This is a genomic window from Flavobacterium sp. Leaf82 (assembly GCF_001422725.1).
In the GTDB taxonomy this organism is placed as follows: domain Bacteria; phylum Bacteroidota; class Bacteroidia; order Flavobacteriales; family Flavobacteriaceae; genus Flavobacterium.
Genome location: NZ_LMMA01000002.1, coordinates 1 through 15,109, shown reverse-complemented (window position 1 = coordinate 15,109; position 15,109 = coordinate 1). Strand labels below are relative to the sequence as shown.

The window sequence follows — 15,109 nt, the reverse complement described above, 5'->3', positions numbered from 1 at the left end:
TGGTAAAAAAAATTTAATTTAAATTCTACTAATCACATATACTTAATATAAAAATGAAAAATTCTATAAAAAATATATTTACAATATTATCCGTTTTAACTTTCTCAATATCATTTGCACAAAACATTGAAGGTGTTGTTAAAACTAATGAAAACATTCCACTAGAAGCTGCCAACGTTGTTATCAAAGGAACAACATCCAATACCACTACAGATAGCGAAGGAAAATTTATTATTGACACTAAAGGAAAACTTCCGGTTACAATCTTAATTCAATATGTAGGTTATAAAACTACCGAAGTAGAACTTACAGCTATACCAACTGCTCCATTACAATTAACAATTAGAGAAGAAAATGAACTTATTGAGGTTGTTGTTTCTTCTAGACGAAGAATAGAAAAAGTTCAGGATGTGCCAATTGCAATATCCGTTATTACTGGTAAGCAGGCAGAACAAACAGGAGCTTTTAACGTAAACCGTATCAAAGAACTTGTTCCATCTGTACAACTTTATTCATCAAACCCAAGAAATACCGGAATTAACATTCGTAGTCTTGGTTCTCCTTTTGGTCTAACAAATGACGGAATCGATCCCGGAGTTGGTTTTTATGTAGACGGAGTTTATTATGCCCGTCCGGCTGCAACAACTTTAGACTTTATTGATGTTGAGCAAATCGAAGTATTACGCGGACCACAAGGATCCTTGTTTGGTAAAAATACAACTTCTGGTGCTTTTAATATTACCACTCGTAAACCAAGTTTTACTTCAGGTGCTGATTTTGAAGTGAGCTACGGAAACTATAATTTTCTGCAAGCAAAAGCATCTGTTACAGGAGCTTTAGGCAAAAAAGTAGCAGGTCGTTTATCTTTCTCAGGAACACAACGCGATGGTTTAATTGATAATGTTGTTACAGGAAGACCTACAAATACGTTAAACAATCAGGGAATCAGAGGTCAATTACTTTGGACTCCAACAGAAAATACCAATATTATATTAGCAGGAGATATTACAACACAACGTCCTGACGGATATGCGCAAGTTGTTGCCGGTGTTGCTCCTACACAAAGACCGGCTTATCGCCAATTTGATGCCATTATTAAGGATTTAAATTACCAATTACCTAGTACAAATGCTTTTGACCGTAAAATCGATCATGACACTCCATGGCGTTCAGGACAAGATATGGGTGGACTTTCTTTAAACATTGACACGAAAATTGGTTCAGGAACACTTACTTCTACTACTGCTTGGCGTTTCTGGAACTGGGATCCGTCAAATGACAGGGATTTTACAGGACTACAAGTATTGGCATTATCTCAAAACCCTACAAGACAAACTCAATTTACACAAGAAGTTCGTTATGCAGGACAATTAACTTCTAAAATAAGCGGTGTTGTGGGTGCTTTCTTTATTGATCAAACTTCTCAAACAGACGGTACAGAAGAATCTGGAAATGCACAATGGAGATTTGCACAAAGTACAACGAGTGCCTTATGGAAAACTCCTGGTCTTTTTGAAGGATACGGTATCAAAACAGATGCAAATATCAGAGCCTCAAGTGCAGCAGTTTTTGGTCAGATTGACTGGGCTATTACAGATCGCCTGCACATTTTACCAGGTTTAAGATATAATTTTGATAAAAAAGACGCGCATTATGCCCGTACAACATACGGAGGTTTACAAACGACGGATCCTGCATTATTAGCTTTAAAAAAACTAGTGTATTCTGATCAGGCTTTTGACTCTAGTACTGACAATACTGACTTTTCAGGAAACTTAACATTAACGTTTAAAGCTTCTGATAAAATCAATGTTTATGCTACTTATGCAAAAAGTTACAAACCGGTTGGTGTAAACGTAGCCGGACTTCCAACTGACGCAAAAGGTTTGCCATTGCTTGATCTTGCAGTAATTAAACCAGAAAAAGTAAATCATTATGAAGTAGGTGTAAAAACATCTCCTTTTAGAAATTCAGTATTTAACCTTGCGTTTTTTAATACCGATATTAAAGATTTTCAAACTAACGTTCAGGCAGCTGAGCTGGGTGTAAACCGTGGTTATCTTGCAAATGCTGATAAAGTACGTGTAAGAGGTGCTGAACTTGATGCAAGTTTTGTTATTAGTCAGCATTTAACCATAAATGGTGCTGCAACATATACCGATGGTAAATATGTAAAATTTACTAATGCACCACTTCCATTAGAAGAAACTGGAGCTCCGGTAGCTTTTAAAGATGTTTCCGGAACTGAATTGCCAGGTGCTTCAAAATGGGCAGGATCTCTTGGCGGTGAACTTTCTGATAACGCTAAATTCTTTGGAAACTCAGGAAAAGTATTCCTAGGTTTAGATTCTTATGCCCGTTCTGAATTTTCGTCAAGCCCATCGGCTTCAAAATACTTAGTGGTTCCGGGATATGCGATTTTTAATGCTCGTTTTGGTTTCCGTGCTTCTCAAGGTTTATCAGTTCATTTCTGGGGACGTAACCTTTTAAATAAAGATTACTACGAACAATTATTGCCTGCAGGTGGAAACACTGGTCAATATGCTGGTGTAATTGGTGATCAAAGAACTTACGGTATTACATTGAAATATTCGCTATAATACAATTTAGTTTAAACAAGAAACGAGGTAGGTTTTAAAAACCTACCTCGTTTTTTTATGATAGAATTTAGATCTTAAATTTAAGATTATCTCTAATTTACAATCTACACCTAAATTTCAAATTTAGCTAAAGTCGCTTACATTTTTAGATCACTTGACTCTGGCTAAAGCAGGATAAATTCAATTTTTGAAGTTGAAGAAAAAAGACATATTTCCAAGATATCTCTAAATAAAAAACTTAGGATCTTAGAAACTTAGTTCCTTAGTTCCTTATACTCTCTACTCCTCTCTTTGTCTTTTCTTATTTCCTTTTTCAGCACCTGCAAAATTGCCAATTTTATACGCTAACGAAAACATTACATAACGTCTTAATACTGTATTTTCTTCATCACGAATAGAAGTAGCAGAGATTGTTCTTGTTGCACTAAGGTTTTGGTTTAGAACATCATAAACTTTTACTTTTGCATATAGTTTTTTATCGAAAAAACCATAAGACAGACTTGTATTCCATAAATAGAAATCTTTCTTAAAATCATCAGATATATTTGAATTGTAAGTGTATCCAAAATCATTTCCCCAGATTAAATTTTCAGGCCAGTATGTTGTAGTTTGTAAATTAATTTTGTGTACAACATTTGAACTTGCATCTCTGGAATAATTCTCGTATTTTGATTGATTATAAGATAAATTATAAGATGGCGCAATGGTTAAAATCTCTCCGTAATCATATGATAAATATACTTTTGGAGTAATAGATGTAGATTTTGCATTGTATAAAACTGCATTTGTAAATCCTTTGTCAAAAGAATAACTTGCGTTTAATCCCAAGCCATATCTTAAACTATGTGCTCCGCTTTTGATCTGCTGATTCCAGTTTGCGCCTATCGAAGTATTATATACTCCTGAGATATTTACATACGTTGTGGTTCTTTTTCCGCTTTCGTCATAAATCGAAGTCGATACAATATCATTATCATAGTAATCGCCTTTTAAATACACACTGTAACCGGATCGAGTACGAAAATCGTAATTTCTAAAATTAAAGTTTACACTATTTTTTTCAATCGGATGCAAATCAGGATTTCCAACAATTGTATTCAATGGATTGTTTAAATTTACAACCGGCATTAATTGCGTTACAGTCGGAAGCGCATTCGAATAATCATATTTGAATGATAAATTTTTAGAGCGGCTGAATTTATATCTTAACAATGCAGTTGCAAAAGGCAATGCATATTTTTTGTTTAAGTCTGTTGCGTTATTTAAATACAGCGAATGGTTATCGAAATTAATGATAGAAGTTCTACTGTCAAGATTAAGGGTAAACTTGTTTTTTTGCAAAGTAACCCCCACTTTTGGAGTAACCGAGTTTTGTGTTGAATTTGTATAATTACTCAAAGACAAATTCAAGTCTGTATATTCTTGAGTTGCAGGATCAAAATTAAAAGTTCTTTCATCATTAGCTGACGTTTTCCAGTCAAAATCAGAACCAAATCTCACTCTTAATGAATCTGTAATAGGTTCAGTATATTCTATATCAGCCGAATACGAATCGCTTGTTGTTTTCTTTTTCGTGTTTTGATTCCTTTCGTCATTTGGCTTAGTATTATCCTGATAGAAAATAGTTTCAGACAAATTTCTTGTATTAGAGTCGCTATCTGTATTGTTATTAGAGAAAACAAAACTTAAATTTCTTGACTTCTTTTCGAAAGTTTTATTAAAGTTAATCGCATTTCCAAAATTCGTGTTTTCACCTTCAGAATAAGATTTCGAATTACTTTCGTTTAATGAATTTCCGTTTTCATCCTCAGAAAAACTGGATGAAATTGCACTGCTGTTAGTACGCGACTGGCTTAACTTAGGTGTTACTACAATTCGCATCGACGGATTAATTTTATATTCTAATTCAAAATTTACATTGTTTCCTGTGCTTTCATTTCTTGTGTTAGAATCTGCCTCTGTGATGATATTTCCGGTTGGCAAAAAACTAAGCTGATTCGATTTACTGTCGTTTTTGTTAACTGTATTCGAAAAATTATAACTTCCCATGGCAAGTAGGTCTTTTGTCCAGTCATCAGAGTAATTAACGCCCAATAAATTAGACTGCGTAATTCCTTTTGCTCCTCCTCCTCCGCCAGATCCGGAACTTCCTCCTTTACTATTTCTTCCGCCTCCCATGTTATCAAAAACATCATCCATAGAAAAACCTGTAGAATTGATATTGTTGGAAGAAGCGAGAAGGCTTATTTTTTGCTTATTATTGAAATAATTCAAATTTACATTGGCTTCATAACGGTCATCAGTTCCATAACCTCCCATTATTTTTCCAAAATAACCTTTATTTTTCTTTTCGTCAATAGTAATATTTATGCTCGAAAAGTCTGAAGTTGATTCTTGTTTGGAAAGTTCTTCTTTTTTGGTTTTAAAATCAGAAACCTGTATTTTTTTTATAATATCGGCTGGTAAATTTTTGATGGCTATGGCGCCGTCTTTATCAAAGAAAGTTTTTCCGTTTACCAAAACCTGATTCACTTCTCGCCCATTCACCGTAATTTTTCCGTCATTATCAACATCAAAACCAGGTAATTGTTTTAATAATGTCTCTACATTCGAATCCGGGCGTACTTTATAAGAAGCTGCATTAAATTCGAGAGTATCTTTTTTGATTGTAATTGGAGCCGCTTCTGTTTTTATGACAACATCGTTCAGGGCATTCACATTTTCGATCAAATATATTTTACCAAAATCTTTACTTTCTGTAAGTCCTTTGTATTCTTCAAAATAGGTTTGATATCCCATATAATTTACCTTTAAAAAAACAGGTTTCTCATATTTTTTAATGGTCATTCTAAAAGCCCCATTTTTATCTGTAGTAGCATATTCGATAACTGTAGAATCTTTAATAGTCGTAAAATAAACCGTTGCTAATTCCAGTGGCAATTGAGTGTTCACATCAAGAACAGTACCTCGAACTGTAATGTCATTTTGAGCGTTTGCAGCAGAGACAAAAAGAAAAAAAAACGAGAGAAATGAATAAATTTTGGTCATAAAAATAATACTTAGGTTAGTTGGATTAGTTAGACTACAAAAAAAGCAAAAGGTTTAATTGTAGTTTTCACATTTATTCAAATAGTATGCCATTAAAAAAGTGATGCAAAAAAAAATCCCCTGATATGGGGACTTTCTTTTTTATTTTTCTCTGATATAAATATCGATTGGCACTCCTGAAAAATCCCAATTTTCTCTAATCTTATTTTCAAGATATCTTTTATATGGTTCTTTAACATATTGTGGCATATTAGCAAAAAACACAAACTGAGGTGTTAATGTTGGCAATTGCATACAATATTTAATTTTTACATATTTACCTTTTGTCGCTGGTGGCGGATATGCTTCTATTACCTTCAACATAAACTCATTGAATTTAGAAGTCGGGATTCTTTGTTTTCTATTTTCAAAAACCTGAACTGTAGCTTCTAATGCTTTCAATAAACGCTGTTTCGTTAAAGCCGAAACGAACAAAATTGGCACATCTGTAAAAGGCATTAATTCTTTTTTGATTTTCTCTTCGTAATCACGTGTCGACATGGTATCCTTTTCTACCAAATCCCATTTGTTTACCAGGATTACAACACCTTTACGGTTTTTCTCTGCCAGCCAGAAAATACTTTGGTCCTGACCTTCAAATCCACGGGTTGCATCGATAACAAGAATACAAATATCTGCATGCTCAATTGCACGAACAGAACGCATTACCGAGTAAAACTCTAAATCTTCTTTTACCTTTGCTTTACGACGAATTCCCGCAGTATCAACTAAGTTAAATTCAAAACCAAAACGGTCAAATTTTGTATCAATTGCATCACGTGTAGTTCCTGCAATGTCTGTAACCATGAAACGTTCTTTACCAATTAATGCATTGATAAAACTAGATTTACCTGCATTAGGGCGTCCTACAACTGCAAAACGAGGTAAAACAACTTCTTCCTGAACTGGTTCTGGTTTTTCTGGAAAAGATTCGATTAAAGCATCTAATAAATCTCCAGTTCCACTTCCTGAGATACTTGCAAACGTAAAATAATCTCCTAAACCAAGATTATAAAACTCTAAAGCATCTTTTTCACGCATTGCGTTATCTACTTTATTAACAGCCAATAAAACCGGTTTTGTTACTTTACGCAATAAACGCGCAACAACATCATCCATTGGTGTAATACCTTCTTCTACATCTACCACAAAAATAATAACATCTGCCTCATCGATAGCAAGCTCAACTTGTTTACGAATTTCACCTTCAAATACGTCATCAGATCCGCGAACATATCCGCCGGTATCAATTACAGAAAACTCTTTTCCGTTCCACTCGCTTTTACCGTAGTTTCTATCTCTGGTAACTCCAGAAACCGAATCTACAATAGCTTCTCTTCTTTGTATCAGCCTATTAAAAAGGGTTGATTTCCCTACATTAGGTCTTCCTACTATCGCAACAATGTTATTCATTTTTGTAAATTTTAGATTCTGGATTTTAAATTTTAGACTTTTAGTTTCCTAAAATTCTATCACTTATAAATCCAAAACACCTTATTTTAATTTTTTGCAAAGGTAGTTAAAAAAGTGACTAAGTCGCTAAGTTTCTAAGCACCTAAGGTTTTTATTATTTTTCTTATTATTTTTTGGAGCTAATTCTGCTCTCAAAACCTTTGGACTATCAGGCTGGAATTTCATGATATAAAGAACTTTCTGATTCAAAAAAATCCAATTCTTTAATTACACAAACTATAAACATACAACGGTCTCGCGCCCATTTGATACGATGTAAAAGTTCCTTTATTCGATAATCTTAACGTGAATTTTTCTTTTGAATTAACAAACTCAATATCCCTAACTTTAATTTTTGGTGAAAGACTGGTAATCGAGCCTATTTTATAAGTCGTGAATAAAAATGGTCTCTCTTCAAAATCAATATAAGTCAATTCCTTTTTGCCAAAATCAATATATCCATTGTTATCAGAATCACAGAATTTTGGATTATTTAATAAAAACTCTTCTACATCTGCTTCTGTATCTATTTTAATAAATTCCTTTTTGGGATCCGTAAAGAGATTATCAGCTACTTCATCCTGGCTAATTGCCACTAATTGTTTTTTAGCTTTATAAATTCTGAAATATAATGTCAAGATCCTGTCTCCGCTTACTGACATTACATCGGCTCGATAATTACATGTTTTTTCAAGAATACGATACGGCTTTTTATCTTCATCAGAACGAGCACTATAAGTATCATCAAAATTATCCAGGCTAAATTTGCCTTTGTACTCTGTGTAAAAAAAACCTGTTTTCTTGAATTCATTATCTCCCAGATATTCTGGAAATGACTCATGCAATACATTTTTATAAATTTTGAAATCGAACCATTCAATCCAATCATCAATTTTATTAGAAAAACTTAAAACGGGATAATATCCATCTTTAACAAATATTGCCAGTCCATCATTTTTATCTACGAACTGATTGATATTTGAAGCTTTATTTGTACTGAATTGCTTTATAAATTCGTTTAAAAACAATCTCACTTCTTTATCTGAACAAGCCGTTGTGTCAAAAACTACGGAGTCTTTTTGTACAACAGATTCGTTTTTTTTGATAACAGGCTTAGTTGGAACCGTTTTCTCTTCCAGACCCAAAAGGTGTACTAAACCCAAAATCAGTATCATTCCGCAAAATATTGGTATGGAATACTTGGTTGAAACTTGCATAAATTATGATTTGAGCTTTATGAAAAATTATTGATTATATCCAAATCGTTTCAACATATTGGCGTTGCTTCTCCAGTTTTTATTCACTTTTACAACCAATTCTATGTGAATTTGTTTCCCAAAGAATTTTTCCAGATCAGCACGTGCTTCTGTACCTACTTTTTTCAAAGCAGCACCTTTATGACCAATAATGATTCCTTTTTGCGTTTCGCGTTCTACCATAATAATCGAACGGATCCTGATAATATTTTCATCTTCAAAAAATTCCTCTGTTACGATTTCAACCGCATATGGAATTTCTTTACTATAGTTCAATAAGATTTTTTCACGAATGGTTTCGTTTACGAAAAAACGTTCTGGTTTGTCTGTTAATTGATCTTTTGGATAATATGCCGGAGATTCTGGCAATAATTCAATGATTCGCCCGAAAACTTCCGGTACATTAAAATTCTGTAAAGCCGAGATTGGGAAAATTTCAGCATTTGGCACTTTTGCAGTCCAGAATGCTACTTGTTCTTCTAATTGTTCCTGATTTGAATTATCGATTTTATTCAACAATAATAAAACCGGAATTTTAGCGTGAATAATTTTATTAAAGAAAGCTTCATCTTTTAAGTCCTGCTCTCCTATTTCGACCATATAAACCAGTATATCAGCATCTTCAAAAGCCGATTTTACAAAGTTCATCATCGATTCCTGCATTTCATAGGCTGGTTTGATGATTCCGGGAGTATCCGATAATATAAGTTGAAAATCTTCGCCATTCACGATTCCAAGAATACGGTGACGAGTTGTTTGTGCTTTTGATGTAATGATTGATAATCTTTCTCCAACAAAGGCGTTCATCAATGTTGATTTTCCAACGTTTGGATTCCCGATGATGTTTACAAAACCTGCTTTATGTGACATTTGCGTAATATTTATTTTGCAAAGGTAGTCATATCAACTCAATACAGAAAATAAAACATTTTTTTAAGTTTTCGTTGGATTTCTAGAAAATCGGCGTATCTTTGCACCCGAAACATCGCGGGATAGAGCAGTAGGCAGCTCGTCGGGCTCATAACCCGAAGGTCACAGGTTCGAGTCCTGTTCCCGCTACTAATTGGGACAAAGAAGAAATTTTCTTCTTTGTCCCTTTTTTATTTAGCCCTATAAGCCTGTTAATACTGTAGATGAGATGCACTACTTCGTTTACTCTAGCGGTTCGAAACCCGTTTTCTGAGATCGTAAAATTCTCAGGAAAAATCGAACCTAATAAATCCCTTGATTCAATCCAGTTGCCGTTTTCATAATATTCGTTAAGCTTCATCAGATTCTCAACTCCAGTTTTTAAAAGCTCTTCGATATCTTTATTCTCATCATCCATACCAGATAATTTAAGTTCTAGCCTTCTTAGCATCTCTCCGTAATCTGACTTCATATCTCGGTAGTCTGAAGCATCTATCTGTTTTGTTGCAAGAAGATCTCTTGCATTTGAGATTCTGGTTTCATAATCTTTGATCTGACTTATGATTTTAGTTTTTTCTTCCAAGACATCCTTAATCTGTTCTCTATAACAGTCGCCTATTACATTGGCATAAATGTTTTTGATTTCAGGAATCGGCACATACTTTTTCAGGTTCTTTATAAATATCTCATTGGCCGTTTCCGAATTTATTCTATATCTGCATCCTGCACTGCAGTGATAATACGGATAATATTTATGTCGTCCTTTAGATATGCTTCCTGTCAATATTTTACCGCAGTCGGGACAGATAAAAAATCCTCTGAGCGGAAAAGGTTTTGCTGAAAGAGCCTTGGGAAGATATTTGCGGGATCTTCCGTCCAGCACATCCTGAACTTTGTAAAAAAGTGATTCCGAGATTAATGCTTCATGCTGTCCTCTCACTAAAGTGCGTTCCTCATCCTTATATTTGGGAACTTCTATCTTTCCACAGTAAAGCGGATTGCGGATCGCTCTCCAAAAATGATTTTTACCTGCTTTAAGCCCCTTTTCTTTTGCCATGTGAAGCACCTGTTCCGTATTAAAAATTCCTTTGGAAAGTTCTTCAAAAGACCATTTTAAAATAGAGGCTTCTGGCTCGTCAAACGCAATATATTTTGTACCGTCTTCTTTTACTTTGTTAATATACCCTATTGGTGCAATCCCCATATACCTTCCCTCTTTTCTAGCTCTTCTCATACCGTGAAAGGTATTCAGGGCTCTTCTGTCATTCTCCACCTCGGGAGCAGCCAGATAAAAAGCCAGCATCATTTTGTTCTCCGGTATTGAAAGATCTAAAGGCTGTTCTATCGCCTGAGGCTCAACTCCCAGTTTTCTTAATATACTGATCATCTGGTAGGCATCTCCCGCATTTCTGCTGAACCTGTCCCATTTGGTAAACAGCAGAAGATCAGTTTTATTCTTATGCTTCTTCAAATCAGCAAGCAGTTTCTTCCACTGCGGACGATTGAATGTCTTTGCCGAATGGTCTTCATAAATTACATGTCTAACTTCAACTGCATTTATATCGCAGTATTTTCGAAGCATTTCTTCCTGATTTCTCTGTGAGTAGCCCCTATCAGCCTGCTCATCGGTACTCACTCTCACGTATAGGTCTGCTATTTTTCTCATCTTTTCTCTTTAAATAGTTTGAAACTGCCATGTTTGCCAGTTTTCTTAAAAATTCTAAAATCATTCCCGCCTGTTCCAGCGTTACTTCCACTCCTTCATCTTTCAGCATTTTTCTTGTCTTTTCTGCCGTCATTTTTCCTCTTTCTTCTCTTCCATCCCTCTCCATTTGAAATTCCTCTTCATTAAAAAAAGACCGAGCCTCGGTCTTTTTTGTTCCACAATCATTCATCGCTATAAAGTTATAACACTTTTCTCTTTTTATCCTGCGCAAAATTTGGGTAGGATAACACAAATATAAAACCTAACCAACTAAGGATCATAAGTAAAATTTACTTATCATCACTCAATCAAATTTTTGATTCTGACAAAGATAAAATGCTTTTCTCTCAATCTCATGGACATAATATGTTCATCAAAACGGTATTGGAATCATTGATAAGCCCTGTGTTCATTTATCTTCCCTCTGCTTATTGAGCATTCTGTATATTTCATCCAGAACCTCAATTTCTGCACTTGGAATCAGCTGAAGGGCAAGTTCCAGAACAGAACCTATGTATATTTCTCTGTTATCCAGCTCGTCTGAATAAATGATATGCAGGCACATTCGGATGAGATTCACTCCCAGACACGTCATATCCGTGTATCCGTAAAATCTTATCTCTCGTATTGATTCCCCTTTCTTGTCCTGAGCAGGTTTCAGAAGCTTGAAATGAAACGATGCAAAATCCTTAAATTCATCCAGTGTTTTTATTTTGTCAGTTTCCATAATTTTAAAATATTAAATCTTAATCTCAGCTATTCTGTTTCTTCTCTATTTTCTGAAAACAGATCAGTAATCTCATTTAAAAATTCTAATTCGTCAACTGGAAAAAGCTGAAGTGCAATCCCTAGTATAAGCCCAACATCAATGTATTGATTTTTAATCGTGGGCGGAACTTCTGCGCTGTCATGATCTAAAGCAATAATACAGAGCTTCATCAGGTTTCTGATCACAGAACCGAGTTCGCAATAGCCATAAACCCTGATCTCTGCATTATACATCCCCCTTTTATCCTCTGCTTTTTTCAGGGCATTAAGCAGTTTTCCGCTTAACACCCTGATGTCTTCCAGTTTTTTGATTTTATCGGTTTCCATAACTTCTGTTTTTATGCTGATAAAGCTTCCTGCTGATGAATTCCCTCAAGCCTCTCCAGTTCCTTCTGGATCATAACTTCTGCCTCTTTCATAAAATCACGGCATCGGCCTTCCATCATTCCATAATACAGATAATCAAAACTGTTGCTTCTGCTGAATCGAAGCGTGTTTGGATTTTTTTTCAGAAGCTTGAACATATTTTTTTCATCGCTGCTGTTTCGGGGAAAATATTCAGAAGTCAAGCTTGTGAAGTATTGGCACAGCTCAAATAAGTAGCCCAGTGAGAAATGATTCGGGGTATATCCCAGAAATACCCTTATAAGGGAAAGGCAGGTCTGTTCCACTATCTGGTGGAGAGAACACATTCTGACTTCATAGGAAAAATACTGGTCGTTATTATAGATAAGATCCCAGATCGATTCAGTAACATTTCTTCTGTCTCCTGCGTATGCTGAAGTGCTTTTCACATATCTCTTTTCTGGATTTTTCGCCCAGATTATCGGCGATCTGTATGCATCTATATGAATTCTTTGGGCTTTCTTAAAAATGTTCCAGAAGAAATACTGCTGGTCTCCGTATAATTTCACGATGTTTCTCAGGCGGTGCATGAGGATGGTTACCGTTATCTGTCCTCTTGATCTGCTCTTTATCTTATCGGTAAGGTCATTGCCGATATTATCCTCGAACTCTTCGGCTATGATCAGCAGATAAAGATGGACATGCTTTTCTTTCTGGACGGGCTTGTGAAAAGGCTCATTAAAAGTATAACTGCTTTTCTTCTGTGCAAAACAGTAGATACCTATTGGATCGATGTTCTGCGAAATAACTCGATAAATTAAATCGGATGCGGTGTTTTGAATTGCTTTCATAATTTTACTCATTTTAATTAATACTTGTCTGAAAAATTGTATTTTTGTTTAACACACAGGCAAGTAAGCAATTACTTGTACGGTACGGTATCAAATTTTACCGTACCGTACATGAGATTTTTTGTATCATACATGAATCCCGTTTTTTTATTCTTAATTATTATCTTTGAGCTATGAGTACATTAACAAAACCAAACCACATGGGTCGCAAAATCAGCCGTATCCGTGAACTGAAAGACATGAAGCAGGAAGCACTGGCGCAGGCTATGGGAACAAACCAGCAGACTGTTTCGATATTAGAAAATAGTGAAGAAATAGATGATGAAAAATTAAAAGAAGTGGCAAAAGCCCTAGGAATAAGCGTGGAAGCAATTAAAAATTTTTCTGACGAAGGCGTAATTAATTACTTCAACAGCTTTAATAATTTTAACGATAATTCGTCATTAAATAGCCAATGCACTTTTAACCCACTGGATAAATTAATGGAATCTGTAGATGAAAATAAAAAACTTTACGAAAGATTATTGAAATCTGAACAAGACAAAATTGAATACTTGGAAAAATTACTAAAAGCCAAATAAGCTTTTATAAAAGATATATTAATTCGTACAAAAAGAGACTTTACAGTCTCTTTTTTTTTAATATCTGACAAAAACTACAGCATAGACTGATAAAGTTTATATTGTTCGCAAAAGTGTTTAGCTTTTTGAAAATCGCTTATATAATATAATTCATTAATCCCTGACTCGGTTTTTATATGAATTGATCCATATAAAACTATTGGGATCTTATAATTATTAACAAACCTTTTATCAGGCGAGCCATCTCTGTTTACTCTATACCAAGTTTCCCCAACAATTTCAGTATCCGTCTGTATATTTTTACTTTCTTCTAAAAATCGAGCTTCGGAATAGTGTAATTGGAGATCAGAATAATCAAGAACAGCAATATCATCTTTGGTTTTAAAATATATTATGAAACTTGGATAAAAATAAAAATCCCCACCGTTATAATTTTCAAAATAAAAACTTTTCTCATCTGTTTTAATTGCGGGAATTGATTCTATTGAAAAGGCTACTTCATTTCGATGCATTGAAGTCTGTGCTGCAGCTTTCGTATCTGTATTAGCTTCTGAATAAGTCATATCCCAAACTTTATCCGAATTTTTTAATGAAGTAAATGAACTTATAAGATCGGAATATTTTTCTTTAAACTCAACGGTTTCAAATTCATATCTAATGTTTAAATACGATTCAGTTTGAGCTCTCTTTACAGCCTCAAGAGCAATTCGACTCTCTTCTAATTCTTCTGTGAGTCTCAGTAATTTCTTTTTATATAAAAATCTAAAAATTGAGTTTTTTGTTTTTAGATATTGACCATTAAGCGTCTTGTGTTTTTCTGAAAGTTTTACTACTTCATCCGTAATTATTTCTCTTTGGTAGTAAAGATTTATAATTTTTTCCCTGACACTGTTAAGATTTTTAGAATTTAATCTTTCAGTATTAAAATGGCTTTCAATTTTGCCATATTCTATTTTATCAAAAAGCTGTTTTAAAATATCATTTCCCTGTTTTCTTCCCTTATTCTTTGCTTCCTGAAATTTTGATTCATCTAAGTTACTGTTTATGTCAGTTTCGGTGCGTTTACCAATTGTGAAAACAATCTGATGTGAAATAACAGACTGATTTAAAGAGTCATTTTGTAAGGCTGTGTCCATAATTTATAGGTTTTAAAGTCAAATTTATTTAATATCAGTTCATATTATTTACGGAAAACCATAATTCATAAAAATAAAGAGTTATTCATCTGAAAAAATTAGATTGGTATTAAATATTTTATTTGACAACTAAAATTTAAATATGACTGAAAAACCTTCTTGTTGCTTATTATAGTATTTAATCATAATTCTATACATCGCGCAAAGACAAATGAAGCTTCTGAAAAGAAAAAAAGTAAAGCAAGGTATTGGACACATCCAGAGAAGTGCGCATAACATTTTTCTTCGTTCCTCAAAAAATGCCCTTCGGGACTTATAGTGGAAAAACCGGTCAATTTGACCACCTAATTCCGGACTAAATTGACCACCCGTTCCGGAGCAAACTGACCACCTAATTCCGGAGCAAATTGACCACCAAG

Annotated in this window: 12 protein-coding genes and 1 tRNA gene; 3 read left to right on the top strand and 10 right to left on the bottom strand. The window is 34.3% G+C overall.

What is annotated here, in order from left to right; all coding sequences use genetic code 11:
• Positions 1–53 precede the first annotated feature (53 nt).
• Positions 54–2,600 carry a TonB-dependent receptor gene (locus tag ASF10_RS03695; protein ID WP_056245639.1) on the top strand — a complete coding sequence of 849 codons (2,547 nt, stop codon included), beginning with the start codon at positions 54–56 and terminating at the stop codon, positions 2,598–2,600.
• A gap of 279 nt (positions 2,601–2,879) precedes the next feature.
• Here the strand turns inward: ASF10_RS03695 and ASF10_RS03690 are convergent, their stop codons facing one another.
• The 4 genes from ASF10_RS03690 to era form a co-directional block, all read right to left on the bottom strand.
• Entirely contained in the window at positions 2,880–5,648 is a 2,769-nt protein-coding gene (locus ASF10_RS03690) for an outer membrane beta-barrel protein (protein ID WP_056245637.1), read from the bottom strand.
• Positions 5,649–5,789: 141 nt separating this feature from the next.
• Entirely contained in the window at positions 5,790–7,100 is a 1,311-nt protein-coding gene (der, locus tag ASF10_RS03685) for a ribosome biogenesis GTPase Der (RefSeq protein ID WP_055094723.1), read from the bottom strand.
• Between the two features lie 263 nt (positions 7,101–7,363).
• Positions 7,364–8,314 carry a hypothetical protein gene (locus ASF10_RS03680; RefSeq protein WP_056245635.1) on the bottom strand — a complete coding sequence of 317 codons (951 nt, stop codon included), beginning with the start codon at positions 8,312–8,314 and terminating at the stop codon, positions 7,364–7,366.
• 69 nt (positions 8,315–8,383) lie between these two features.
• On the bottom strand, positions 8,384–9,265 hold the full coding sequence (era, locus tag ASF10_RS03675; RefSeq protein ID WP_041517423.1) for a GTPase Era: 882 nt from the start codon (positions 9,263–9,265) through the stop codon (positions 8,384–8,386).
• 116 nt (positions 9,266–9,381) lie between these two features.
• Here era and ASF10_RS03670 point away from each other — a divergent pair.
• Positions 9,382–9,454 (top strand) — tRNA-Met (locus ASF10_RS03670).
• On the opposite strand, the gene ASF10_RS23850 is transcribed toward ASF10_RS03670, so the two are convergent.
• From ASF10_RS23850 to ASF10_RS03650, 5 genes are all read right to left on the bottom strand, one after another.
• Positions 9,414–10,970 carry a recombinase family protein gene (locus ASF10_RS23850; RefSeq protein WP_082472380.1) on the bottom strand — a complete coding sequence of 519 codons (1,557 nt, stop codon included), beginning with the start codon at positions 10,968–10,970 and terminating at the stop codon, positions 9,414–9,416. The genes ASF10_RS03670 and ASF10_RS23850 overlap by 41 nt on opposite strands.
• Positions 10,927–11,199 (bottom strand): hypothetical protein, encoded by a 273-nt coding sequence (locus ASF10_RS03665; protein WP_056245633.1) that lies wholly within the window; start codon positions 11,197–11,199, stop codon positions 10,927–10,929. The genes ASF10_RS23850 and ASF10_RS03665 overlap by 44 nt, the downstream gene beginning before the upstream one ends.
• Before the next feature lie 219 nt (positions 11,200–11,418).
• Complete coding sequence (locus ASF10_RS03660) at positions 11,419–11,736, bottom strand: hypothetical protein (protein ID WP_056245631.1); 318 nt, start codon at positions 11,734–11,736, stop codon at positions 11,419–11,421.
• A gap of 29 nt (positions 11,737–11,765) precedes the next feature.
• Entirely contained in the window at positions 11,766–12,104 is a 339-nt protein-coding gene (locus ASF10_RS03655; RefSeq protein ID WP_056245628.1) for a hypothetical protein, read from the bottom strand.
• A gap of 11 nt (positions 12,105–12,115) precedes the next feature.
• Positions 12,116–12,973 (bottom strand): hypothetical protein, encoded by an 858-nt coding sequence (locus ASF10_RS03650; protein WP_241774900.1) that lies wholly within the window; start codon positions 12,971–12,973, stop codon positions 12,116–12,118.
• Positions 12,974–13,146: 173 nt separating this feature from the next.
• Here ASF10_RS03650 and ASF10_RS03645 point away from each other — a divergent pair, with 173 nt between their 5' ends.
• Positions 13,147–13,554, top strand: coding sequence for a helix-turn-helix domain-containing protein (locus ASF10_RS03645; RefSeq protein WP_056245622.1), 408 nt, complete (start codon positions 13,147–13,149; stop codon positions 13,552–13,554).
• 74 nt (positions 13,555–13,628) lie between these two features.
• On the opposite strand, the gene ASF10_RS03640 is transcribed toward ASF10_RS03645, so the two are convergent.
• Positions 13,629–14,690, bottom strand: coding sequence for a hypothetical protein (locus ASF10_RS03640; RefSeq protein WP_056245620.1), 1,062 nt, complete (start codon positions 14,688–14,690; stop codon positions 13,629–13,631).
• Between the last annotated feature and the right edge of the window lie 419 nt (positions 14,691–15,109).

Coding starts and splice junctions, on each gene's coding strand:
- ASF10_RS03655 (WP_056245628.1), bottom strand. CDS start 12,104: ATGGAAACCGATAAAATCAAAAAACTGGAAGACATCAGGGTGTTAAGC.
- ASF10_RS03690 (WP_056245637.1), bottom strand. CDS start 5,648: ATGACCAAAATTTATTCATTTCTCTCGTTTTTTTTTCTTTTTGTCTCT.
- ASF10_RS23850 (WP_082472380.1), bottom strand. CDS start 10,970: ATGAGAAAAATAGCAGACCTATACGTGAGAGTGAGTACCGATGAGCAG.
- ASF10_RS03680 (WP_056245635.1), bottom strand. CDS start 8,314: ATGATACTGATTTTGGGTTTAGTACACCTTTTGGGTCTGGAAGAGAAA.
- ASF10_RS03695 (WP_056245639.1), top strand. CDS start 54: ATGAAAAATTCTATAAAAAATATATTTACAATATTATCCGTTTTAACT.
- ASF10_RS03650 (WP_241774900.1), bottom strand. CDS start 12,973: ATGAAAGCAATTCAAAACACCGCATCCGATTTAATTTATCGAGTTATT.
- ASF10_RS03640 (WP_056245620.1), bottom strand. CDS start 14,690: ATGGACACAGCCTTACAAAATGACTCTTTAAATCAGTCTGTTATTTCA.
- era (WP_041517423.1), bottom strand. CDS start 9,265: ATGTCACATAAAGCAGGTTTTGTAAACATCATCGGGAATCCAAACGTT.
- ASF10_RS03645 (WP_056245622.1), top strand. CDS start 13,147: ATGAGTACATTAACAAAACCAAACCACATGGGTCGCAAAATCAGCCGT.
- ASF10_RS03660 (WP_056245631.1), bottom strand. CDS start 11,736: ATGGAAACTGACAAAATAAAAACACTGGATGAATTTAAGGATTTTGCA.
- ASF10_RS03665 (WP_056245633.1), bottom strand. CDS start 11,199: ATGAATGATTGTGGAACAAAAAAGACCGAGGCTCGGTCTTTTTTTAAT.
- der (WP_055094723.1), bottom strand. CDS start 7,100: ATGAATAACATTGTTGCGATAGTAGGAAGACCTAATGTAGGGAAATCA.